Origin of the sequence: Nostoc sp. DedQUE08 (genome assembly GCF_034530895.1) — a bacterium.
Taxonomy (GTDB): Bacteria; Cyanobacteriota; Cyanobacteriia; order Cyanobacteriales; family Nostocaceae; genus Nostoc.
The window spans coordinates 38294-62664 of record NZ_JAVRCD010000036.1; the positions used below are offsets into that span (position 1 = coordinate 38294).

General features: G+C 41.2%; 18 protein-coding genes. 9 read left to right on the top strand and 9 right to left on the bottom strand.

Annotated elements, in window-relative coordinates; genetic code table 11:
• Positions 1-35: 35 nt before the first annotated feature.
• The 3 genes from RMY64_RS22475 to RMY64_RS22485 are packed head-to-tail and all read right to left on the bottom strand — an operon-like array spanning position 36 to position 4484.
• Positions 36-1361: an ABC transporter ATP-binding protein gene (locus RMY64_RS22475; protein WP_322701146.1), complete on the bottom strand. Its 1326-nt coding sequence runs from the start codon at positions 1359-1361 to the stop codon at positions 36-38.
• A 41-nt stretch (positions 1362-1402) separates the two neighbouring features.
• A complete protein-coding gene (locus RMY64_RS22480) occupies positions 1403-2248 on the bottom strand; it encodes an ABC transporter permease (protein WP_322683835.1) in 846 nt (281 codons plus the stop codon).
• Between the two features lie 52 nt (positions 2249-2300).
• On the bottom strand, positions 2301-4484 hold the full coding sequence (locus RMY64_RS22485; RefSeq protein WP_322701147.1) for a polysaccharide biosynthesis tyrosine autokinase: 2184 nt from the start codon (positions 4482-4484) through the stop codon (positions 2301-2303).
• A gap of 825 nt (positions 4485-5309) precedes the next feature.
• Between RMY64_RS22485 and RMY64_RS22490 the strand changes: the two genes are divergently transcribed.
• On the top strand, positions 5310-6722 hold the full coding sequence (locus tag RMY64_RS22490; RefSeq protein WP_322701148.1) for a sugar transferase: 1413 nt from the start codon (positions 5310-5312) through the stop codon (positions 6720-6722).
• Positions 6723-6732: 10 nt separating this feature from the next.
• Positions 6733-7749, top strand: coding sequence for a UDP-glucose 4-epimerase GalE (gene galE / locus RMY64_RS22495; protein WP_322701149.1), 1017 nt, complete (start codon positions 6733-6735; stop codon positions 7747-7749).
• Between the two features lie 165 nt (positions 7750-7914).
• Here galE and RMY64_RS22500 read toward each other — a convergent pair whose 3' ends face one another.
• The gene (locus tag RMY64_RS22500; protein ID WP_322701150.1) at positions 7915-8661 is read right to left on the bottom strand and encodes a 2-phosphosulfolactate phosphatase; all 747 of its coding nucleotides are present in this window, start codon (positions 8659-8661) and stop codon (positions 7915-7917) included.
• A 480-nt stretch (positions 8662-9141) separates the two neighbouring features.
• Positions 9142-11208 carry a bifunctional serine/threonine-protein kinase/formylglycine-generating enzyme family protein gene (locus RMY64_RS22505; RefSeq protein WP_322672078.1) on the bottom strand — a complete coding sequence of 689 codons (2067 nt, stop codon included), beginning with the start codon at positions 11206-11208 and terminating at the stop codon, positions 9142-9144.
• A gap of 55 nt (positions 11209-11263) precedes the next feature.
• Here RMY64_RS22505 and RMY64_RS22510 point away from each other — a divergent pair, with 55 nt between their 5' ends.
• The 3 genes from RMY64_RS22510 (at position 11264) to RMY64_RS22520 (ending at position 13180) form a co-directional block, all read left to right on the top strand.
• Positions 11264-11599 carry an element excision factor XisH family protein gene (locus RMY64_RS22510; RefSeq protein ID WP_322701169.1) on the top strand — a complete coding sequence of 112 codons (336 nt, stop codon included), beginning with the start codon at positions 11264-11266 and terminating at the stop codon, positions 11597-11599.
• Positions 11587-11916 (top strand): XisI protein, encoded by a 330-nt coding sequence (locus tag RMY64_RS22515; protein ID WP_322672077.1) that lies wholly within the window; start codon positions 11587-11589, stop codon positions 11914-11916. The genes RMY64_RS22510 and RMY64_RS22515 overlap by 13 nt, the downstream gene beginning before the upstream one ends.
• Before the next feature lie 82 nt (positions 11917-11998).
• A complete protein-coding gene (locus tag RMY64_RS22520) occupies positions 11999-13180 on the top strand; it encodes a class I SAM-dependent methyltransferase (RefSeq protein WP_322701151.1) in 1182 nt (393 codons plus the stop codon).
• A gap of 70 nt (positions 13181-13250) precedes the next feature.
• On the opposite strand, the gene bioB is transcribed toward RMY64_RS22520, so the two are convergent.
• Positions 13251-14258, bottom strand: a complete 1008-nt coding sequence (gene bioB / locus RMY64_RS22525; RefSeq protein ID WP_322701152.1) for a biotin synthase BioB — start codon at positions 14256-14258, stop codon at positions 13251-13253.
• A gap of 491 nt (positions 14259-14749) precedes the next feature.
• Between bioB and RMY64_RS22530 the strand changes: the two genes are divergently transcribed.
• Positions 14750-15325 (top strand): GNAT family N-acetyltransferase, encoded by a 576-nt coding sequence (locus tag RMY64_RS22530; protein ID WP_322672074.1) that lies wholly within the window; start codon positions 14750-14752, stop codon positions 15323-15325.
• A 379-nt stretch (positions 15326-15704) separates the two neighbouring features.
• On the top strand, positions 15705-16160 hold the full coding sequence (locus tag RMY64_RS22535; RefSeq protein ID WP_322701153.1) for a hypothetical protein: 456 nt from the start codon (positions 15705-15707) through the stop codon (positions 16158-16160).
• Between the two features lie 504 nt (positions 16161-16664).
• Here the strand turns inward: RMY64_RS22535 and RMY64_RS22540 are convergent.
• On the bottom strand, positions 16665-16877 hold the full coding sequence (locus RMY64_RS22540) for a hypothetical protein (RefSeq protein WP_322672072.1): 213 nt from the start codon (positions 16875-16877) through the stop codon (positions 16665-16667).
• A gap of 344 nt (positions 16878-17221) precedes the next feature.
• Here RMY64_RS22540 and RMY64_RS22545 point away from each other — a divergent pair, with 344 nt between their 5' ends.
• Entirely contained in the window at positions 17222-18679 is a 1458-nt protein-coding gene (locus RMY64_RS22545; RefSeq protein WP_322690033.1) for a protein adenylyltransferase SelO, read from the top strand.
• 371 nt (positions 18680-19050) lie between these two features.
• Here RMY64_RS22545 and RMY64_RS22550 read toward each other — a convergent pair whose 3' ends face one another.
• Positions 19051-20775 carry an ABC transporter ATP-binding protein gene (locus tag RMY64_RS22550; protein WP_322701154.1) on the bottom strand — a complete coding sequence of 575 codons (1725 nt, stop codon included), beginning with the start codon at positions 20773-20775 and terminating at the stop codon, positions 19051-19053.
• A gap of 249 nt (positions 20776-21024) precedes the next feature.
• Between RMY64_RS22550 and RMY64_RS22555 the strand changes: the two genes are divergently transcribed.
• The gene (locus RMY64_RS22555) at positions 21025-22992 is read left to right on the top strand and encodes a putative bifunctional diguanylate cyclase/phosphodiesterase (RefSeq protein ID WP_322701155.1); all 1968 of its coding nucleotides are present in this window, start codon (positions 21025-21027) and stop codon (positions 22990-22992) included.
• A 343-nt stretch (positions 22993-23335) separates the two neighbouring features.
• On the opposite strand, the gene RMY64_RS22560 is transcribed toward RMY64_RS22555, so the two are convergent.
• Positions 23336-24334, bottom strand: coding sequence for a PRC-barrel domain-containing protein (locus tag RMY64_RS22560; RefSeq protein WP_322701156.1), 999 nt, complete (start codon positions 24332-24334; stop codon positions 23336-23338).
• Between the last annotated feature and the right edge of the window lie 37 nt (positions 24335-24371).

The following is a 24371-nucleotide window of genomic DNA, read 5'->3' on the forward strand; positions in this document are numbered from 1 at the left end:
CAGACTATCTCTAAAAGTCTCTCAGTAAATTATTTCTAGGTTTTTAAATTTAGATTTGAATCGGCGATTGGCGCTGATAATACTTGAAAGTTACAGGTTACTAAACCGTCACATGTTATACCAAAATCTTCGGATGGAAGTTCAACCACCTCTATTTCAAATGCCGACTCAATATAATCAAAGATAGTATGGAATGAAGAATCGGAAAGCCAAAGACCAATGACATAAGTACCTGATTTTAAATGTAGCTTTTCAATGTTTAATTTAACTAGATTTTCTCCCTGCTGAAGGGATATTATTTGTCCAAGTGATACAATATCCGCATTTACTAATTTTATACCGTACTGGTTATAGACAACAACTGCAAGACTTCCTATATTTCTTGAGGAATCTGATTCGATTTTCAGTAGAAATTCAAGTTCACCATTTGAATAAGCATTAAAAGAAATATCTTTTTTTAAACTACTATATTGAACAGCGATAAAACGAGCTTGTCCATTGCCATTTCGATGTGCATCGCTTAAATTTATCCACTTTTTGGGAAAAGCTTGACAAGAATAATAGTTACTAGATAAATATTGAGTTATCACGCTATTTGTATTTCCGTAATTAATTAGCTGCCCCTTATTTAGTAACAAACATTTAGAACATAGTCGTTGAATTGCTTCAATATTGTGACTTACAAATAGAACTGTTCGAGCTTGATCGTTGGATACTTCCTGCATTTTGCCAAGACATTTTTTCTGAAAATTTGCATCTCCAACTGCTAAAACCTCATCCACAATCAAAACATCTGGCTCTAAATGTGCCGCAACTGAAAATGCAAGGCGTACATACATCCCAGAGGAGTAGCGTTTAACAGGCGTATCTAAAAATTTTTCAATCTCTGCAAAATCAACAATTTCATCAAACTTGCGTTTGATCTGTTCCCGACTCATGCCCAAAATCGCGCCATTGAGGTAAATATTTTCCCGCCCTGTCAACTCAGGATGAAAACCTGTGCCCACCTCTAGCAAACTCGCTACCCGTCCCGTAATCTCAATACTGCCATGAGTAGGTTCCGCGATCCGGCTCAAAAGCTTCAGTAATGTCGATTTGCCGGCTCCATTCCGCCCAAGAATTCCCACCCGATCGCCCTGCTTAATCTCAAACGACAGATCCTTGACTGCCCAAAATTCCTCATGATTCGAGTTTTGCGTTTTGCGTTTTGCGTTTTGATTAAAGGGGTTCAACGTCTTCACGATCGATTTCGCCCCGTCCACTATCACATCGCGCAACGCCTTATAGCGATATCCCTCCTGCTGATGGCTCAACACATAGCTCTTACTTAAGTTCTCAACCTTAACCACCGTATCTGCCATATATCCTCCAACCTCTGCTAACAACTCCTGAAACGCTGTACCTAAATAATGTCCGCAAACTTGCGCTCCATCCGGCGGAAATAGTAAATCCCGGTAATCAGTACTAAGATGACTAACCCCACGGACAAGAGAAATCCGGGTAAATAAATAGCAAAGTCTTTACCCAAAATTGCCCACCGGAAACCATCAATTACACCCACCATTGGATTTAATGAGTAAAGTAGTCGCCACTGTTCCGGCACCACACTACTACTAAAACCCACCGGCGAAATATAGAGTCCAAACTGCACAATAAACGGCACAATATATCGGAAATCCCGATATTCCACGTTTAATGCCGCCAGCCATAACCCCGATCCCATCGCCGCCGCAAATGCGATCGCAATAAACAACGGCAGCGTTAAAATTCGCCAATCCGGCACAAAGTTATACCACGCCATAAATCCCAATAGGATGATTGCAGAAATCATAAAATCGACAAAACTCACAATCACTGCACTTGTTGGGACAATCAAACGCGGAAAATAAACCTTAGAAATTAAATTAGAATTACTAATTAAGCTATTACTACACTCACTCAAGGCATTGGAAAAGAACTGCCAAGGTAGCATCGCCGAAAACACGACAATCGGGTAAGGCGCACCTGCCGACGGAGCCTTGAGTAAAACACCAAATACAACCGTAAACACAACTGTCGTTAAAAAAGGTCGCAGCAATGCCCAAGACAGCCCGATCGCCGTTTGCTTATAGCGCACCAAGATGTCTCGCCAAGCCAAGAAGTAAAACAACTCCCGATACTTCCAGATATCCTGCCAGTACTGCTGCTCGGTTTGCCCTGCCTTAATCACTAATTTCTGCCGAGGCTCGATTGTCTGTTTTCCGATCATGAAAATACCCCTATCCCCATTAACCTATAGTCAAGTCAATAAATAAACTTCATCAAGCTCTTATCCCAGGCAAATTTATCTGGCTCAAAGCAGACCTTTTTCCACCGTCAGATCCCCTAGAGTGATAGTAACCAGACGCCTTTTCAGCAGTAACCCCATTTACCACCATTCCTAAAACATGCGATCGCGCTTGCTCTAGCATCATTTTCGTACTCTTAGCAACAGCACGGTCAAGCACTCCAGGATGTACAACCAGCAATATCCCATCTGCCATCTTGCCTAGCATGAGTGCATCACCAAACAAACTCAAGGCAGGAGTATCAATAATCACACAATCATAGTCTTTGACTGCCTCTTGAATTAACAAAGCCATGCGCTGCGAATGTAGCAATGCTGCGGGTTTTGCTAGGATTGTCCCAGCCGTTAAGAGATCCAAGTTAACTAATACTTCTTGAGTGGCGTTGCGAAACTCTGCTTGACCAACTAAAACATTACTTAGTCCAACTGGATTAGATAATCTCCAGATTTCCTGTTGGGAAGAGTGACGCATATCCGCATCTACTAATAGGATTTTGCGCCCCATATGTGCTTTAGCTACTGCCAAATTTGCAGCCACAAATGATTTGCCTTCACCCGGAGCTGAACTAACTACGGCAATTACTTTTAATGGTCGATCGGAGATAGTAAAATCCAGGTTTGTCTGAAGCATCTCAAAGGCTGAACTTGCTCCCGAATATGGATTATCTTTGACTGCTAGTTCGACTAGACCTTCCCCACTGTTTTTAGCTTTTCGATCGAAGTGAGGAATCGTACCGAGTAAAGAATAACCTAATAACTGCTGGGCTTGCTCAAGAGTTTTCAGGGATCGATCCATAGATTCTAAGACCAAAGCTACCCCTATACCCAGCACAATTCCCAAAAATCCACCCAGTGCTAGCTGAAAGGCAATTTTGGAAGGAATAGCTTTTTGAGGAAGTAAAGCCGCAGATATTACCCTGGCATTACCGACATTCTGATTTACTACTACATCGACTTCTTGCGATCGCTTTAGCAGTTCTTCATAAGTAGATGTAGCAACTTGCAACTGTCGCTCTAACTGCTCCTGTTTTTCTTGCAGTTGCGGTAAAACACTCAATCGTCTTTGAGAAAGTGTGTATGCATTCTGCAAAACCGTAATTCGGTTAGCTAATGCTGAACGTTCTACATCCGACTGTACCAGTTGGGCCACTAAGGTCTGCTTGAGTTCTCCCATCCCTAAATTCTGGGCTGGTACAGATTTTTCTCTATCTGCATTCTCAACAATTCGCGTCTCTAGCTGCTTTTTGAGGGCTGCTTCTTTTGCTAACAAATTAACGATCGTCGGATGTTTGTCTGTATAACGAGTCTTTTCTACTGCTAACTGGTTTTGCACCTGTTGGTATTGTGTTAACACTTCCTGCACAGCTTTTGATTGACTTAAATTCCCTATATCCACAGCCTGCTGCGAATTCAATCTCAATTGACGTTGCAGAAGTTTTGAGCGAGTCTCAGCATCCGTTAAATTTGCCTGGGCTTGGGTAATCTGGTCTGATAAGTTTGCGAGTTTGTCCACTCCTTTCGTTGCTTCTTGGTCTAAAGCGATTACCCGATTTCCTTCTTTAAATTGACGCAAAGCTGCTTCCGATCTAGCTACCCTTGCTTCAACTTCAGGTAATTGCTTGCGTAAAAACTTCTTTGCCACTGTCGCTTGGGCTTGGTTAATGCGAATATTGTTCTCCAGGTAATATCTCATCAGCGAATTCACAACATCTGCGGCTTCTTTTGGATTGCTGCTGCTGTACGAAATCGCCAAAATATCTGTACCTCGGACACTTTTAATTTTGACTTGTTTGAGAAACTCATCTATTTCCAAGGGTGTTCCTTGCTTATCTACCAACCTGAGACTAGCAATAGTTTTCTCAACTATTGGATTAGAACGAATGACCTCTGCTTCTGTATCCAATGGACTGTTGATTTCAGTCACACTTCTCAACTCCCCAACTTGTGCCGAGGGATTTGTCAGCGAAGAAACGCGGTCAGTTTTACTGAAAAGCAACTTACCTTCTGCTTCATAAATTGGTTTTTGCTTGATAGCACTTAAAGCTGAAAGCCCAAAAATAGAGGCAGTCACCACAGCTATAATTAGCCAACGCCTTTTCAGAAGTAGCGAGTATTGCTGCAAATCTAAGGAGTTTTGGTCTTCTTGGTTAGAGGGCATGGAGTATGTTACGAATACCTGAAATTGTTTTTACTAATTTTGCTTCACAATTTTGGTAGTCCAAGATAGCTATTTGGACATAATTAGGATTAATTACTAATGGTTTGTATAAAAAATCATAATAAAAATATCCGTATTTTTAAAATGTTTGCTTTTTATTAGATTTCCTTAGATTTATCCCAGAAATATTATCTGAATGTCAAGGTGTTTTTAATTTTTTTTCTAAAATTTTAAATTACATTAAAAAGCATTTATTTTAACTCATTAAGTAGAAAAGCATAAATATTTATAGTTGAGGTCGAGCAGGAGGTAGAAGGCAAGATATAAGAGGGAAGAAGCTTTTAGCCTCATTTATCTTGGTTAACATGATTATGTTTTTTTTCACCCACTTACTTCTTTGGTATTAATTTAATAACAGCATTTCAACAGCTTGCATAAGCTTTTTCTTTATTTTGTTACTTTATGAACAGCTACTTTAACAGCAAATATACGCTAATCAAAAAATTAAATATAAAGTTCAGATTGACTACACTCATGGCATAATGCAAATGTCAAAAGAACAACCTTGAAGCCGTAGTGTAGTTCGTACAGCCAATGCAAGTTAAGATGTATCTCCTACAGATATGCTATACCGACGCACAGATAGTTCCCCTCCTAGTTTGTAATACCTAATCTCCAATTTCTTTGACAAATAGAGCAGACAAAATTTCTCATTTTTGTATGCTTTGGCACAATACGGCTAGTCTTTAATATTCCCTTATTTGACTCGGTTGCTGGTTTTAACGAATAAATCGATATCAGGATACTGAAGAATAATAGAAACCAATGACTTCCACAAGTTATGTCAGTTTACCTATCAATACTAGGCTGCCAAATATAGTCCGCAGCCTACCGATATTGCTTTTGTTAGGGGATATTTTTGGGTTGCTAATTTGTTTAGCGATCGCACAATGGTTGCGTTTAGATCAACCCTTACATTGGCTAAATCCGTTGCCTTATGTATTTGTCTGCATGATACTTGCAGCATTTTATTTAGCAGATGCTTACCATCCAGATCGGCAAATTTCAGGTTTAAGAGCGCCCGCTCGAATTATTGTTTGTAGCATTGCGATCGCCTTCTTGATTTCTGCTCTGATTTACTTGTCAGATATTGCCAAATACAACCCGATATCGTGGCGGAGTGTCTTTTTACCTAGCTTGGGAATCTTTACTATCTGGGCAATAATATTGCGCGTAATGGCGGTGAGATGGGTGCGATCGCACGCTCTAAAAAGTCGTTGGTTAATACTAGGATCGGGGGATAATGCCATCAAATTTACACAAAAATTGCTAGAACTTAATCCTTTAGGGAAGTTGACTGTTCTAGCAGAGGAAAACCAAAAAGCTATAGACTTACCAAAAAGAAATCTGAGTTATCAGGGAAGCCTGAGCGATTTGTCGCAATGGAGTCAAGAATCCTGGTCTGGGGTTATAGTGACAGCGCAGATAAACTTTTCCAAGTCTCAAGCACAACAGTTAATGCAGATGCGGTTGCGAGGCATTCCGGTTTATACATTGCCGGATGTTTACGAAACATTTTGGTATAAACTCCCTTCGTCGCTGTTACAAGATAAATGGTTGGCTTTTAGTGATGGTTTTAACCTCATGCCTGGTTACTTCAGTATGAAACTGAAGCGAGTTATCGATCTCATATTGATCCTCTTTTTACTAGTATTAGTTGCACCACTTCTGTTATTGGTTGCATTACTAGTTAGGCTAGATAGCCCTGGCCCAGTATTCTACAGTCAGCAGCGAAGTGGGTTATACGGTAAACCATTTAGAGTTTATAAATTTCGCTCCATGTATCAGGATGCAGAAAAGTTGGGGGCGCAGTGGGCTAGTCAACGCGATCCACGAATCACCAGAGTCGGATACTGGCTACGTTTGTTACGTATTGATGAATTACCTCAAATATGGAACGTCTTACGGGGTGAAATGAGTCTGATTGGGCCTCGTCCAGAACGACCAGAATTTGATGTCAAACTCAAAGAAGCGATTCCCTACTATGAAGTTCGCCATTTGGTCAAACCTGGAATTACAGGCTGGGCACAGGTTATGTATCCCTATGGAGCATCTATAGAAGATGCTTATGAAAAGCTGTCATACGATCTGTACTACATCAAAAATTATTCCATTTGGTTGGATTTAGCGATCGCCTTCAAAACGATTCGAGTTGTTTTGTTAGGTAAAGGTAGATAAGGAAAAAGAAATGAAAAAGAAAATATTGGTAACTGGCGGTGCTGGTTACATTGGCTCCCATGTGGTTCGTCAACTAGGAGAAGCTGGTTATGATGTCGTGGTCTACGACAACTGCTCTACAAGTTCACCAGCATCGGTACTACACGGGAAACTAATTATTGGCGATTTAGTAGACAGTGGGCATCTTTATCAAGTTTTTGCCCAGCATAAATTCAGCGCAGTCTTACACTTTGCCGCTAGTCTGATTGTTCCAGAATCAGTAGCTCATCCCCTCGACTACTACGCCAACAACACCCGCAACACCTTAAATTTGCTGCGCTGCTGTAGCGTTATGGGTGTTAACAAGTTCATTTTTTCCAGCACAGCCGCAGTCTATGGAGAAGTAGAACAAAATCCTGTTACTGAGTCGAATCCTACACAGCCCATTAATCCTTACGGACGTTCAAAGTTGATGAGTGAGTGGCTGATCCAGGATTATGCAGCAGTATCTGCGCTAAACTACGTAATTTTACGTTACTTTAATGTAGCAGGTTCTGAACCGAGTGGACTATTGGGGCAAATGTCACCGAATGCCACACACTTGATTCGAGCTGCTTGTGATGCAGCACTCAAGCGCAAGCCAGAAGTCCGAATTTTTGGTACTGATTTTCCTACGCCCGACGGAACCGCAATTCGAGACTATATCCACGTTGAAGATTTGGCGACTGCTCACTTAGATGCTTTGGATTACTTAGAAAAAGGAGGGGAAAGCCAAATTTTCAACTGCGGTTATGGGCAAGGATACAGCGTGCGACAAGTTATTGAAAGAGTCAAGGCTATTTCTGGTGTAGATTTTCCCGTTATTGCCGCACCACGTCGTCCAGGCGATCCTGCCTGTGTTGCAGCTTGTGCTGATAAAATCCATAGGGTTTTGGGTTGGCAACCAAAACACAATGATTTAGACGAGATTATCAACACAACCATTGCTTGGGAAAAACACAAGAGTAACTTGGCAAGTCAAAGGCATATCAATATGGCATATGCATAATTAAAACTTGGCACCTAATTAACCTTGTTTCTGGAATTTAGATAATGTGAATTCGACGGCTCATATAGTGTCCCTATAATTGACTCAATCAAAAAATTTCTTAGAGGTTTTACTACACAAAACCGTCCCTCTTGGAATCAGATAAGCATAGACTTTAACTTTAATTCAAGGTAGAGAGAGGTTCGTCGAACTTACGTTGACATAGGCATTATCTTTAAATAAAGGCACGCAATTACTGATGTTAAAAGCGGCAGATAGTTCAACATCTAACTCAAAATCTCTTTCAATCAACTCTTTACCAGAACTGCATTTTTTCAAGTACCCTAGTAAATCCTGCTGGAAAGCCTGAAATGTTGTCACAGCGACTTCGGCTTCTGGTGATAGACTGCCATCTAAATAACTAAGAATTGCCCCAGCACCAATTAAATCTTCAAATGCAGGGCGGAGGCTACCATCTTCTTTCCACCTCTCACCGGCAGGAATCACAGAAATTTTATCACCATACTTTTGAGCAAACTGTGCCACAGCTTGGCAATTTCGTAAGCAGCCAGCCAAAGTTGGTGTATTCCCTGTATGTAAAGTCAGAAAAGAACCATTAGGTGATGGTAAAACTAGTTTAGTTCCAGCAGGAATCTGAGCCACCGATTTTGGCGAGAGAGAATATCCTGTTGTAGTCCAACGTTGTCTCTGACTTGCCAACTCTGCTTGCACTGACTTGGCATAATCTATGGCTGATTCATCTTTATATGCGTAGGGAAAAATTATCGCGCCGTTGTTAGTGGCAATTTCCACACAGGTAGAAAAAGAGAGAACGTCAACTATCACAATTACATCACTGATAGGAGCTAGTTCAGCAACTCCTTGCGGTCCCCATTCACAGCGTAAATTAAACTCTGATTGGTTGTAAATCATTAGAGGTATATTCAACCTCTGATTGAGTTAGACTATAAAGAGTAATATTGAGACTAAAGACCAAATACAGTAGACCTATCTTTAAAATAAATTTTGTAGGAAAATAAACAGAAAAATGTAACTATAACTCGTCCATTTTGAAACCTGGAGTTCTTAAGGAGAGTGCATTATTCGTTCATGCCTTGAGTTATGAGCTTTAACTAATTCCAAAAAACTATGGTTTTCAAAGTAGACGCGGTTTATGTATATTAATAATGACAAGTTCCTTAGAAAGAATAGAACTATACCTCCAGGAATTAAAAAGATGAATTGGGATTAAGTATGAAGACTTTATCACATTAGTAGCATTAGCAGAAAAAAGGAACGTGATCGCCAGACCACGTTCTGTACGAATGATCGCTACTTTTTTATTAGTCCCCGAAGTCATACTCCAAACCTGATAGGTATTAGCTTTATAGTACTTCTGAAAAACAAGGGCTACTAAGTCATGCCCCGCACTATCACAACCCGAAAACCCGCATTGGGATACCTATAGCCACGCGTGCCATAGGAGCGAGCCGCCGAGCGGCAAAGCCTAGGTTCGTCCTCCCAAGAACTACCACGCCACACACGGTATCGATTATCACCTAGCCTAGCACTGCCGTCCGTGGGTGCATTATTATAATTTTCGTGCCACTGATCCCGACACCATTCCCATACATTACCACACATATCAAATAAACCAAAGGGGTTAGGGGGAAATTTTCCTACTTCTGTTGTTGTTTGCTGGTGATATTCACCCTTTGGGGCAGAACCATAAGTGTAATTGCCGTTGTAATTTGCCAAATCAGTTGTAATCGTTTTGCCAAAATAAAACGAGGTGGTTGTGCCTGCACGACAAGCATATTCCCACTCTGCTTCACTGGGTAAGCGATAGGTTTTTCCAGTCTTTTTAGATAGACGATCGCAAAACTCAATTACTTCATCCCAAGAAACCTTTTCAACAGGTCGATTCGCTCCTTTAAAATTGGATGGGTCGGGGTTTAAATCAATATTCACTTTACCAAGAGCGGCTACGGCTTTCCATTGAGCTTGGGTGACTGGAAATTTACCCATGAAAAAGGGTTGAATGGTGACAGTGTGCTGTAGACTTTCATTAGTGCTGCGTTCTGGCTCATTGTCTAGCGAACCCATCAAAAATTTACCACCAGGAATTGCCACCATTTCTATAAATACATCATTATCTAGGTCTTCTGTAAAAAACTCGGCGCTTCCGCGACTACGGTTGATTTCATAGGTTTTTTTCCCCATACCGAAGGGACCTGAGCTTTTTAGCGTTAGGGTGGCGGTGTCGAATTCAAAAGTCTGAGTTTGAATACCTGGAGAAGGAACAGTTTTCGGAGATGTCTTTTGTTGTTTTAGTAATTCTGGCACCAGTGCGTCTACCGCTGCGATATCTTCATCCCGCAGTTCTAACCTTCGTTGATAGTCTTGCAAATCCTTTTGAGTCTGCGGGTTAAAGGGATATTGTTGATTCACTGCATCAATAAAACGCCTCTTATATTCCTCTAACTTCCGCTGATACTCCTGATAGGGTTTGAGAACTTGTTCTTGAATTTCCCTAGCTTCATCCTCAAATAACCCCAACTCAATCCGTAGAGATTCCAGTATTCCCAATCCAAACGCAGAAAAATTACCCTGACCTGGTAGTACCCTAGCTCTCGCTTCCTGAATGTATAGTTGTTTAGGAGAAACCAGAATCGTTGGCGGTAGTGTTAAAGCTTGCAACGCCTCTTCTGCTTTGGCATAACGTAAACTGAAGTGACGGCGCACCATTTTGATTAACACCTCAGCGAGATGGTCACTTACCTGTGCTTGGTCTCGCCAAATAATTTCACCTGTTTTAGGGTCTTCTGGCAAATCAGAGGGCAAAACACCAGTCAAAGCTTGAATAATGGTTATGCCTAGAGCATACACATCGCTAGCTAAACAAGGCCTGCCATTCCTTTGCTCATTGGGCATATAGCCAGGAGTGCCAACGACGACGACGCTAGGTTTTACTTCACCTTCAGTATTCAGCATCAAACTACTAAGTTCTTTCACCGATCCAAAGTCAATCAGGAAAATCCTACCATCCTGTTGCCGTCGCATCAGATTTTTGGGCTTGATATCACGGTGAATCACTCCTTGACTATGTACAAAAGACAAGATTTCCAAGACATCCTGTAAAAGCTTAGTAACATCACCTTCACTCAGTTGCTCACCTGGGAAAATTTCTCTACTCAGGTCTTGTCCCTCGATAAACTCCTGAACGATGTAAAGATTCTGATTTTCGCTAAAGTGTGCTAGTGATTGAGGAATTTGGGGATGGTTTCCTAGCCTTTCGAGGATAGCCGCTTCTTTTTCAAAAAACTCGATAACATGGGGATTGGACTGGTTAGAACGCAGTTGCTTAACGACACAAAAAGGCTTACTGGGTTGTAAGTTATCTCTAGCAAGGAATGTTACACCAAAACCGCCGCTGCCTATTTGTCGAATAATTTCGTAGCGCCCAGCTAGTGTGTTCAAGATGACTATCAACCCCCTAGAAACTTGATAGATTTAGTGTAATTCATTTTTCATAATTGTATCAGTTGATGATATTGAATTTCTTGTGGATTTAGGGGCAGAAAGACTATTAGCAGCACAAAAACAAGGTCAAAAAATAGCCGTAGAAATTAAATCCTTTATAGGTGCATCTGAAGTAACGGAATTTCATCTCGCTTTAGATCAAACCTTGAATTATCGGCTAGCATTAAAAAAAGAAGAACCAGAACGCATTCTATATCTAGCTATTAGCCAAGATACATACCAAGACTTTTTCTCACGTCAATTTATTCAAGATTCTTTAAAAGAATATCAAATTAAACTTTTAATATTTAATTCCTTAAGTCAGGACATTGTTTTATGGAAGGAATAAATTACTCCCAAATAATTCAAGATATTTTAAATAACCATTCAGCTAATGATGTGGCTAATGGAACAGAGGTTCAATTGTTGTTTGACGCGGAACGCCATCATTATCAAGTCTTAAATCTTGGCTGGAAAGAACAACGGAGAATTTATGGAGTTATCATTCATGTTGATATCAAAGGCGAAAAAATTTGGATACAAAGAGATGGTACAAAAATCGGTATCGCTAATGAATTAATTGCTGCTGGTGTACCGAAAGAAGATATTGTATTAGGATTTCATGCTCCTTATAAACGCCAATTTACTGACTTTGCTATTGGATAAGTAGCAGGAAATAAGCAATAGTAATCTTTGCCCTAATCATCCACTATCCGCTAAACTCAGAAATGCTGCGTTATTCCTCATCATGTCCGATTCCCAAACTGTTAGTGCTGCTGTTGCCAAACTCTACAATACCTACCCCTTTCCGCCGGAAGCTTTGTTGGATGAACCACCTCCAGGGTACAACTGGCGCTGGAATTGGCTAGCCGCTCATAACTTCTGCACAGGCCAAAAACCCCAAAGGCAAGATATTCGGATTTTAGATGCAGGTTGCGGTACTGGTGTGGGTACAGAGTACCTGGTTCACCTCAATCCTCAAGCTTCTGTTGTGGGAATTGACCTCAGTACTGGTGCTTTAGCTGTAGCAAAAGAACGTTGTCAGCGTTCAGGGGCTAACCGGGTTGAATTTCATCACCTCAGTTTGTTTGATGTGGAACAGTTACCGGGTGAGTTTGATTTAATTAACTGTGTTGGCGTTTTGCATCATACTCCCGATCCCATTCGCGGTATTCAAGCTTTGGCGAAAAAGTTAGCCCCAGGCGGTTTAATGCACATTTTTGTGTACGGGGAATTGGGGCGCTGGGAAATTCAACTCATGCAAAAAGCGATCGCACTTATTCAAGGTGACAAAAAAGGCGACTACCGCGATGGTGTTCAAGTTGGGCGACAAATATTTGCTTCCCTACCAGAAAATAACCGAATTGTCAAATACGATAAACAACGTTGGTCGCTAGAAAACAACAAGGATGAATACTTTGCTGATATGTACGTTCATCCTCAAGAAATTGACTACAACATTGAGACGCTGTTTGAATTAATTGATGCTTCGGGATTGGAATTTATTGGTTTCTCGAATCCGAGCTTTTGGGATTTAGAGAGACTTTTAGGCAAAGCACCAGAGTTAGTAGAACGGGCAAAAGATTTGAGCGATCGCCAGCTTTATCGCCTGATAGAATTATTAGACCCAGAAGTAACTCATTACGAGTTTTTCCTCGGTCGTCCTCCCTTAATCAAAGCCGACTGGTCAGAAGATAACGCTCTACTAGCAGCGATTCCCGAACTGAATCCTTGTCTTGAGGGATTTCCCAGTCAATGTTTCTTTAATTACGATTACCAAATTGTGAATTTATCTGTAGCAGAGTTTGAGTTTATGCAAAGATGTGATGCTAATGCCACAGTTGCAGAGATATTGACAAATGTAGAACTGGGATTGGATGAGGTAAGAAGCCTTTTGCAACAGCAGTTGATTTTATTGACACCTGCTTAGGGAATTCAAGTAAAAAATATCCAATTATTAATTGTGGGATGGGCCTTTCGGTTATCCCACAATTAGATATTTACCCTACAACAGCCGAACTTGCTACTTTCTCCTGTCTTTGGGAAGGCGGACGCATTCCCAAACCAAGTAAATTCAGCATTTCTCGGTCAGTATCGTAATCTGGACAGGGAGTTGTCACCGTCAACATCTTGTTGTCGTCGCTAGAAAAGATAGAATTGGCTCCTGCCATAAAGCAGAAAGCTTGCTCAACTTGAGAAAGTCTCGCCCTGCCGGCGCTAAGACGCACATCGGAAGCTGGCATTAAAATTCTGGCTGTGGCAATCATCCGCACAATATCCCAAATGGGGACATCAGGCTGATTTTCTAAGGGTGTTCCCGGTACTTGTGAAAGAATATTAATTGGCACGGACTCTGGATGCGGATGTAAGTTTGCCAGAGTTTGTAACATCCCAATCCGGTCATCGACTGTTTCGCCTAAACCCAGGATACCGCCAGAACAGACAGTAACATTTGTCTGACGGACATTCTCAATTGTGTTCAAGCGATCGCTATATGTCCTTGTGGTAATAATTGTACTGTAATATTCCTGCGAGGTATCTAAGTTATGGTTGTAGGCATAAAGTCCTGCTTCTGACAATTTCTTGGCTTGATTTGCCGTCAACATACCCAGAGTGCAGCACACTTCTAAACCCATTGCAGTTACATCCTTGACCATTTCCAGGACTTCCTCAAATTGTGAGTTATCCCGGACTTCGCGCCAAGCTGCACCCATACAAATGCGACTAACACCAGTTTCTTTAGCTTTCTGGGCGATGTTAACTACTGTTTCCTTTTCTAGGAGTGCTTGCGCCTTTACCTCTGTTTTATAACGGGAAGATTGGGCGCAGTAGCTACAATCTTCTGGACAACCTCCCGTTTTGATAGATATGAGCTTACAAACTTGTATTTTTGTTGGGTCATGATATTGGCGATGCACGCTAGCAGCTTGATAAATAAGCTCTAGCAAAGGCGTGTTGTATATCGCCCGAATCTCTAATTCCTGCCAATCGTAGCGTATTCCCACCACATCACTATCCTTCTTGTAGACTGGGTTAAATCTTGAGCTGTCTTTTGCTTAAATCTGCTGCGGTACAGCCTTTGGGCAAAGCTATTTTATCGAAGTTGTACCCTGGAATGTGCTTTATCACCCATTGACTCTCAATCCTTCCGCTCTAGATATTAGACATCAGCTTATCAAGATTTTGGTTGAATGGCAGATTAAGAGCAAAAATACTCACCCCATCTTTTGTAAAGGGAATTGGGAATTGGGCATTGAGCATTGGGCATTGGGAATTGGGTATAGATATATCTTTTGTCATGCTGGTCAAGAGTTCAAAGTCTATATAAAATCAGTTAATTGACCCCTGACTATTAACAAACTTTATGAAAAAACTATGACACTTGCGTAAGCCCTGATAATCAGACAGCTAATCTAGCTGCTGCTAAACCGCAGATTATGAGAGAATTTACAAAATTTAGAGATTGTTCTGGGAAGAGATCCCGCCAATTAAGTAATTTATGATATCAGAACTGCCAATAATTGCAAGCGATCGCCTATTATTGCGAGCAGCGATCCATGAAGATATACCCCAAATTCTCAAGTACTTTATTGATAACAAAACTTATCTCACTCCATTTTACCCTCTTTGGGCTGATGGCTTTTTCACTGAAGAATATTGGCAATATCAGATAGAGAATAGTTTTCTAGAATTTATCAATGGGCAATCGTTAAAACTATTTGTTTTTACCAAAAAAAATCCTACCGTAGTTATTGGAACGGTCAACTTTAGTAATTTTGTCCGAGGAGCCGCTCATTTTTGCTATGTGGGATATAGCCTTGCTGAAAATAAACAAGGTAAAGGATATATGACAGAGGGTTTAAAATCTGCAACTCAATATCTATTTGAAGAGTTAAATTTTCACCGAGTTATGGCTAACTATATGCCTCACAATCGGCGCAGTGGTAATGTACTCAAAAGACTCGGTTTTGTCGTTGAAGGATACGCTAGAGACTATTTGTTAATTAATGGGCAATGGGAAGATCACATTTTGACAAGTCTTACAAATCCTTATTGGAAAGAACCTAAAATTTAAATAAGCTGAGGGCTATTGTCAATATTATTTAATTTCTCTAGCAAAACTGCTTTTAAAGCAATTTGTTTATAATTCATAATTATCAATTTTTTTAGTCATTTTATACAAGTAAGTAACTCTTAAATTGCACTTAATTACTCATTTGTAATTTTTGAGTAATACCCATCTTACAGCTATTCGCAATACTCTCATATTTATATGATAAGGAATTTAATATATCAGTTGTAAATCTCTACAAATTCATAGTAAATTCATCATAAATACACAACAACTCCACAGGCAAATGCAATAGTAATATTTGTTCGCTAACAAACTTAGTTACTAAGGTTAGCTTTAGCCGATGTGTCCAATTTTCTTAAACAGTTGAGGAGTTTTTAAAATGCTCATTAATTCTATAAAGCGCTTATCTGTCTTTTCTACTATCTTCGCTTTTGCTACCGTCTTAAACGGAGTTGTCTTAGCAGCACCAGGCCCAAATCCCAGCACTACGCCAGCCTTAAAAACTCAAACTAGTGCTGTACCACACCAATCAATCAAACTCACAAATCAACAGCGCCAACAAATCCAAGCGGCTCGCCAGCAAAGAGACAAGAATATTGAGGCTCTATTAAACCCGTCCCAAGATACTAAATTTAAGGCAGCACTGCAATCCCGTCAGAGAATCAGAATAGTTTTAAAATCTTTGGATTTGAATCAAGATCAACAGAAACAAGTTCAATCAATTTTGCAAACTTATAACCTGCAAGTGAAAAAAATTCTCTCTTCACAGGCATCACAACCAACATCAAAACCAGGAGAAATTGCTTCACCAACATCACAACCAATTAAAAAATAAAAAATCAGTTTTATTTCATTAAGTTTAAATTTTGCAAGACTGGCGAATTTTATCCAAACTTCGGTTAAGCCAGTCTTATTTTTTTTGAATATCCAAAACTTTATTTATTTTAGAGGATGTTTGAAAAGTCGTAAAGTATACTATAAATCTCACTTCCATTTTTCTCCCCGTTGGCGTCAACCTGCCGTTAGGCAAGCAAAGAGAGGCTTTGAAACCCCCATTTTCTCGTGAGTGTTGGGGGCTAGGGGGGTTAGGTTTCTGAAGCTTTGATGTGATGAAAAATACTTTTAAAACATCCTCTTAAAAGAGGGTACGAGGTATGCAGTTACACTTAGGGACTACTTGTGTAATAGGCGATTGAAAGCGGTTTTACAAGAGCCGATACCTCATGGCAGAGGTAAAAATTTACTCGTGAGCGATTGACACGCGTCTACGAACTTACGCCAGCTAGCTTCAGTGTTCTAATTATTCTGAGTTGCCTAACCCAAAATGGGTGTATAAACTTCAACATTTATAGGGCTTATTCTGTACAAACCACTTTTCACAGGCATCTTTGACAACTTTTCTGTCTTCAGATGACAAAAGCTCATCTGGCTGACCAGAAGCTAAAATTTTAGCGGCAGTAACCGCTTTTTCATATAACACACCGCACTGAACCAGTTCTGTACAAAAGATTTTTTCTCTTTCTTCTACAGGCGTAAAAAAATTACTTGGCATTTAGAAAAAAATTGTTTAGTTTTGTTTTTAAGAGAATACTTTTTATTACTAAACTTCTTCTTCTATCTAGTGAATAATTTCAGGTAGATAAAGCATGGTTTAATGTAAAGTTTGCTAGTAATAAAAAATACAAAACTGAAATTTCTCACTGATGATTTTATCAGGCAGTTTGATACAACTACAAATTAGTCAGCGTTCTTGCTTCAATTCCACGTTTTTCAAGGTGGCTTACTTCTGCCTCCTGAAGCGCTCCCGATTTTGATATGGATCGCTTTTTGCGTCTATGCTGATGATGCTGAAGCCAGAGGTAGTATTAAAGGAAGAATGAATTAGCTTTGCTCGTAATGACTCTGGCTGAAACTCCAAACGACAAGAATTCTAGCAATCCTTTTCTCTCCCTCAACTACGAAACCGCCTTAGAATCTCTAGGAGGCGACTACTACGATGAGGTTGCAGCAGCTGAATTTCCCCAACACCTCCTGCGTTGGCGTAACGATCAACTATTACCCCGTTTTGGTCTAGACCCCCAAGTAGTCAAAGACGAAGATTTCATCGCAGCCTTTGGCCAATTTCAAGGGCGCAAACCATTGTTAGCACTGCGTTACCACGGCTACCAATTTGGTGAATATAACGGGCAGTTGGGTGATGGTAGAGGCTTTCTCTACGGACAAGTACGCGCCAATGATGGCGAATTATACGATTTTGGCACTAAAGGTTCTGGAAGAACGCCCTACTCCCGTGGTGGCGATGGTATGCTCACGCTCAAAGGTGGGGTGCGGGAAGTTCTGGCTGCGGAAGCACTGCACTACTTGGGTGTACGTACTTCGCGCTGTCTGAGCATGATTGAAACAGGTTTACCACTCTGGCGGGGCGATGAACCTTCGCCTACCCGTTCATCTGTGATGGTTAGGATGAGCAGTTCTCATATTCGGTTTGGCACTTTTGAGCGACTGCACTATTTCCAGCGTCCAGATTTAACTAAGAAGTTATTAGACCACGTAATTGAGCAGTATTATCGACACTTAAATGCTGAAGAAGATAAATATGGCTTGTTTTACGCCGAATTAGTTAAACGGGTTGCAGAACTAGTAGCGCAGTGGATGGCGGCTGGCTTTTGTCATGCAGTCCTGAATACTGACAATATGTCGATTACGGGAGAAAGCTTTGATTATGGGCCTTATGCATTTATCCCTACTTATGACCCATACTTTATCGCTGCATATTTTGACTATTCTGGACGCTACTGTTACAGTAATCAACCAATTATTTGCAAGCTAAATTTAGAAATGCTCCAGGAACCTTTAAAGGCGATTATTGATAAAGGCGATATGGAGACTAGTTTAGCTAAGTTTGATGAATATTATCAAGCTGAATACAGTTCTTTGATGTTGAAGAAGTTGGGTTTTGTGGAGTTGCAACATCCACAAGCTGAAGAACTCTTAAATCTCACGATTGAATTCTTGAAAGCCAGCCAAGTTGGTTATCATCAATTCTTTTATGAGATGGCTCGCACTTTTTCATCTAAATGGCGAGATGAACCAGGTTTTGTAATGAATAGTTCAGATATTGTACCAGTACCGGGTGCATCAGCAATTTTTGATGATTGGTGCATAGCATACCACAAAATCTTGAATGATTTTGATAGCGATCGCATTAATGTAATTGCCCAAACTCTAGCTGTTCATAATCCCAAAACGGCATTATTAAGACCTGTGATTGAATCTGTTTGGGAAGCAATTGCTCAGGAAGATAATTGGCAGCCTTTTTATGAGTTAATCAAGGCAATTCAGTCTAGGAAGTAGTCAATTTACAGCTACTTTCTTTTTAATATAGTACTTCTCGTTTGTATGCAATACACTCTGACCTCTCTCCAAACCTCTCTCCTAAAAGGAGAGAGGCTTTGAAACTTACTCCCCAACGCTAGTAGGGAAGGGGCTGGGGGTTAGGTCTGTATTCCATGCAATTGAGAAGCGCTATATTATGAATTTTTGTGCTTGGTCAGTAGTAAGCTGTTCCACCTTTAATTTGCATAATTAGGGCGGGCAAGATGCCCACTCCACAAGATGGATAATTTATTTCTTAGAAGTCCCTTATGGATATTCAATAAATGTTGGATAGGTCTGAAGCGGGAGACTAATTCAGTTGTCTCAAAACCTCGAACTTTCCCCTACCTCTAACTAAACTGTTGAGCATAAAACCGCGCATAGCGACGCTCTAGAGCTAATAATTCTTCATGGGTTCCCGATTCGACAATTTGTCCCTGTTCAAGAACTAAAATCCGATCGCACCTTCTAACTGTCGATAAACGGTGAGCAATAATAAACACTGTCCGTTTTTCCATCAATCTTTCCAACGCTTCCTGCACCAGTGCTTCTGACTCAGAATCTAAGGCTGATGTCGCCTCATCAAGAATCAAGATTTGAGGATTGAGCAGAACAGCACGAGCGATCGCAATTCTTTGTCTTTGTCCACCTGATAAGTTTACCCCACGTTCGCCTACCCAAGTCTTATAACCTTCTGGTAGTTGGCTAATAAATTGATGGGCATTAGCAATTTTCGCCGCCTCCTTAACTGCTTTTATGTCAAAAATATATTGTCCAAAGGCGATATTTTGGGCAATCGTCCCGGAAAAGATGATGGTTTCTTGAGGAACAATCCCAATTTGTCGCCGCAGACTATGCAACTTCACATCCCGAATATCAACATCGTCAATGAAGATTTGCCCAACTTCGGGGTCGTAAAAACGGGGTAAGAGATTCACAAATGTAGTTTTACCAGCACCAGAAGCACCCACAAGAGCGATCGCTTCACCTGGCGATACCAATAAACTAATATCTTTTAATACGGGTTCACCTGGTTTATAAGCAAAGGAAATATGACGATATTCTACTTTGCCTTTGACTGGAGGGAGAGCGATCGCATTTATCTTTTCGATTACCGTCGGCTGAATTGCCATCAATTCAAAAACGCGGTCAACTGATGCCTCACCTTGCTTAAATTCGTTGTAGTTGTTAGTAGTATGACCAATGGGATCGATTAACAGCGCTGCCGCCGCCAGATAACTGAAAAAATTCGCCACTGTCAAGTTACCTTGGGAAATTTGCCAAGCTCCCACAATCAGTAACGATAAGGCACTTAAGGCTTCCAAAAATCCAATGATGGGAATCTGAATCGCTTTCAGGCGTTCGGCTGAGTATTTTGCTTTCAGGCTGCGTTCTGCTTCATGGCCAAAGCGGGCAATTTCGTAATTTTCGGCAGCAAAAGCCTGTACCAAACGAATACCGTTGAAAACTTCCGCGAGGATGGCTGATAAACCCGACACGCGATTTTGACTTTTTAAGGAATATTTGCGTAAACGTTCGCCAAACCAGCCAACTAAAATACCCATCAGCGGTGCAACTATCACTGTTGCTAATGTCAGTTGCCAATTCAGATAAATCATGTAAATCGGAATTGCTAGCAGCTGCAAAATACAGGGGATAAAGTCGTGAAATACTTTATTTACCACTTCGCCAACGCGGTCAACATCTTCGGTGAGGCGGTAAGATAAATCACCAGCTTTTGCCGTTTCAAAATAGCTGAGATTTAGCTTTTGAAGATGCGCGTAGACTTGCTGGCGGAGATGAAAAGCAACTCGCAAAGCAGCTTTTGCCATGTACATATCTTGTATAGACTGAAACAAGCCTCGAACAAGAAATACTAAAGCACAGCTGCCAGTTATTTGAGCGATCGCGACTACATTACCTTGAGCAAAGGGAATTGCCAATTTACCAGCGAGATTAATTAATACTAAAGTCGCCAGCACGTATCCCAAGATACCAATAATTCCCTTGGTAATGGTTTGCCACTGGAGTCGGATATAAGGCAGCAATTGCCAGTAATTAGAACGGGTTTTCAAGCTTGAAGATCCACAACGCTATTTTACTTTGTTTGACGCTAGCAGTTTTTAGGGAGTTTCTGAATAGTTTACTAATTAGTTACAAACTGTTTTAGCGTTCAGGTCAAAATAATCTACATACATAGAATTGGTATAAATATTAAAAGTATACCCTGCTATAGATGACAGCTGTTTAGTATTAATAAATACTGATATTTAGATTTGACCATTACTTCCACCTACGCTTCATAGTTTTGCAGCTCGAGCAATATGGATGTAGATAACTTTGGCCAAGAGATAGAAGAATTGCGATCGCGGGTACGGAAAATATGGCAGCGTACAGCAACTCAACCGAACTCACAACAAGAGCTAATAATAGAGGCTTTCGATGAACTCCAAATGTCAGTGGAAGAACTATTGGCTGCCTCCGAGGAGTTAGAGCTAACAAGAGCCGGAGCTGAGAGAGAACGCCAGCGTTACCAAGAATTATTCGATTTTGCGCCGGATGGCTACTTAGTAACTGATACCGTCGGGAAGATCCTAGAGGCTAACTATGCAGCAGCAACTATGCTCTCCATACGCCAAAAATATCTGGTAGGTAAACCATTAATTGTGTTTATTGCTCAACAAGACCGTCAGATATTTCGCTCCCTGATCAATAATTCACAGCAGATACAGGACTACATAATGGATATAAAGCCACGCTTGGGTAAATCCTTTCCTGCTAGTATCAAGGTATCTCCAGTGTATGACTTACAAGAAAAGTTGGTAGGCTGGCGTTTGTTGCTGCGTAATCTCAGCGAAGCTAAACAAGCACAAGAACAAGTGGCAAAACGCACAGAGGAACTGGCAAAAGCAAATCAGCAATTGCTGAGTGAAATTACAGAGCATAAACGAGCCAAGTCACAACTGCTGCATCTTGCGTTTCACGATGTACTGACGGGACTCCCAAACCGCGCTTTATTTATGAACCGCTTAGAAGATGCGGTCAATTATTCCCAACGGCATTCAGATTATCTATTTGCTGTCTTGTTTCTAGACCTAGATCGCTTTAAGGTGATCAATGACAGCCTGGGGCACACATTTGGAGATCAATTACTGCTTACCGTTGCTCAAAGGCTTCAAGAATGCTTGCGCTCTACAGATATGGCTGCACGGCTGGGAGGAGACGAGTTTATCATTTTGCTAGTGGGAATTAGAGATGTATTAGAAGTGGTAGGGGTTGTTGAGCGAGTACAAAAGAATCTGTCACTTCCTCTGATTCTGGACGGGCACGAAGTCTCTACTACAGCGAGTATTGGCATTGCTTTAAGCATAACAGATTATAAACAACCAGAAGATTACTTGCGTGACGCTGATATAGCGATGTACCGAGCTAAAGCACAAGGCAGGGCCTGCTATGAGATTTTTAACCCTGATATGCATATTCAAGCAATGGCACACTTGGAGTTGGTTAACGAGCTACGCCGAGCCATTGAACTTCAAGAGTTTCGGATTTATTATCAACCGATAGTGTCACTCAGTCATGGCAAGATAACTGGTTTTGAAGCGCTTATACGTTGGTTACATCCAAAACACGGCATTGTTTTGCCAGAGTATTTCATGTCAGCTGCTCAAGAAACCGGGCTAATTATCCTTATTGAGCAGTGGGTCTTGTATGAGGCTTGTCATCAGATACATCAATGGCAAGAGCAATTCTCCTCTAGCTGTGGTGAACTGGCTGAATATCCCTTGACCATTAGTGTCAATCTTTGTACTACTAGGTTCAGTGAAGAAAACTTGCTGCCGCACATCAATAAAGTTCTCCAAGACACTGGACTCCCCGCACCGAATTTGACGCTGGAGATTACAGAGGGCGTAATTATGGAAAATCACGATCAAGCCATTATCAGGGTAAAGCAACTGAAAAATTTAGGAATTAAGTTGGCAATTGACGACTTCGGTACGGGCTATTCCTCATTAGGTCGTCTCCACCACTTTCCAATTAATCAGTTGAAGATAGACCGCTCTTTTGTTAGCGGAAGCATTTTTGATGATGGAAATTTAGATATTGTTCAGACAATTATTACATTGGCACACAAATTAGGTGTGGATGTAACCGCCGAAGGGGTAGAGACAGAAGAGCAACTAGCAATGTTGAGAAAGTTGAACTGTGAATATGGGCAGGGATATTTTTTCTCCCATCCATTAGATAGCTCTCAGGCGACGGCATTAATTATGGCAAATCCTCAGTGGTGATGGATCTTGTGCAAAGGGAATTGCCAATTTACTGGCGAGATCGATCGATAGACCTCTTGCATAAGTGGAATAGACCCCCCTTAATCCCCCCTTGTAAAGGGGGGAAACTTGAAATCTTGCTCCCTCCCCTTCACAAGGGGAGGGTTGGGGAGGGGTAATTCAAGGATTTTTGCAAGAAGTCTAATACAAATAAACAGTGCCTTATGCTGTCGCTAACACACTCTCACTACGTTCTAAAAAATTAGCCCTCTCCTTGTAACTAAGGAAAGGGCCGAATTAATCTTAAAATACTTCGTAATTTTCCGGTTAAATTACGAATTACGAATTACGAATTACGAATTACTTAATATCCGCCTTCTTCTTCGTATTCTGGCTGTCTTTCCTTGACTTTCTTAGGAATATTCACAGGCTTTGGCGCATCTTCCCAAGCATCGCCGTCTACGTCGTCATAATCATCGTATTCGTCAACATAAGGCTTGTTATAGGGCTGGGCTTCATATTTTAGCGGCTGGGGTTGTTGATACCTGTCGTTGCCTGTTGCCTCGCTCCAGTTATCTTCTTCCTCATCTTCTTCGTATTGAATAGATTCATACTGCCGCGCCTTCATTACCTGACGCTGTGGCCTTTCCTCTTCCACATAGTCTTCATTCCATTCTTCTTCCCGCGCTACGGGTTCGGGGGCGCGAACTTTTTGCCTGGGTGGCTGCAATGGCACTCCGCTAGGCAGTTGATTGGGTGCTGCAATTGTACGCGGTGGAGCATAGCCGCCATAGTCTTCTTCTATATCTCGCTCCCAAGGTGCTTTGCCGATACCCAGACGCTCTAGCAAACCAACTGTCAACTGGTTTACTCGTTCTTCGGCTCCCTCGAATACAATCAATCGATTGGGGCCTGTGCTGACAATTTCATCGACTGAGAACTCGTAAGTACTCAGAAATTGATCGGGAATTTGGGGCAATCCTAAAGAAGCAATGACTATAGATTCAAGCTTCCCGCTTTCGCCGTTGAACTTGAAGCCCCGAACTTTGCCTAAGACTTCACCTGTTTCTGTAATTACTTCCCAGTTAATCAAATTACTGAGAGATTCAACTTCGATATCTTCTATTACATCTTCGTTATCAACCAGGATGACATCACCAATCTGGCTGATGTTGTTGAGGTACATATAGCGCGGTATGCCCGAAATGGAGATCAGGCTGTCTCGCAAACCAAGAGCCACAACCTCTCGTTGATCGATATCAACCCAGACTTGACTGATAATGCCTAGCCGCTTGCCGTTGTCGCGGGTAATCACCTGGGTATTTAATATGTCGGAACGCCTAATTATCTGTTCGGAGGTCATTCTATACCGAGTCCTGATCTCGAATCCGGTTTGGTTT

Coding starts and splice junctions, on each gene's coding strand:
- RMY64_RS22560 (WP_322701156.1), bottom strand. CDS start 24,334: ATGACCTCCGAACAGATAATTAGGCGTTCCGACATATTAAATACCCAG.
- RMY64_RS22515 (WP_322672077.1), top strand. CDS start 11,587: ATGGAAGGAATAAATTACTCCCAAATAATTCAAGATATTTTAAATAAC.
- RMY64_RS22540 (WP_322672072.1), bottom strand. CDS start 16,877: ATGCCAAGTAATTTTTTTACGCCTGTAGAAGAAAGAGAAAAAATCTTT.
- RMY64_RS22520 (WP_322701151.1), top strand. CDS start 11,999: ATGTCCGATTCCCAAACTGTTAGTGCTGCTGTTGCCAAACTCTACAAT.
- RMY64_RS22535 (WP_322701153.1), top strand. CDS start 15,705: ATGCTCATTAATTCTATAAAGCGCTTATCTGTCTTTTCTACTATCTTC.
- RMY64_RS22530 (WP_322672074.1), top strand. CDS start 14,750: ATGATATCAGAACTGCCAATAATTGCAAGCGATCGCCTATTATTGCGA.
- galE (WP_322701149.1), top strand. CDS start 6,733: ATGAAAAAGAAAATATTGGTAACTGGCGGTGCTGGTTACATTGGCTCC.
- RMY64_RS22480 (WP_322683835.1), bottom strand. CDS start 2,248: ATGATCGGAAAACAGACAATCGAGCCTCGGCAGAAATTAGTGATTAAG.
- RMY64_RS22500 (WP_322701150.1), bottom strand. CDS start 8,661: ATGATTTACAACCAATCAGAGTTTAATTTACGCTGTGAATGGGGACCG.
- RMY64_RS22490 (WP_322701148.1), top strand. CDS start 5,310: ATGACTTCCACAAGTTATGTCAGTTTACCTATCAATACTAGGCTGCCA.
- RMY64_RS22545 (WP_322690033.1), top strand. CDS start 17,222: ATGACTCTGGCTGAAACTCCAAACGACAAGAATTCTAGCAATCCTTTT.
- RMY64_RS22475 (WP_322701146.1), bottom strand. CDS start 1,361: ATGGCAGATACGGTGGTTAAGGTTGAGAACTTAAGTAAGAGCTATGTG.
- RMY64_RS22485 (WP_322701147.1), bottom strand. CDS start 4,484: ATGCCCTCTAACCAAGAAGACCAAAACTCCTTAGATTTGCAGCAATAC.
- RMY64_RS22555 (WP_322701155.1), top strand. CDS start 21,025: ATGGATGTAGATAACTTTGGCCAAGAGATAGAAGAATTGCGATCGCGG.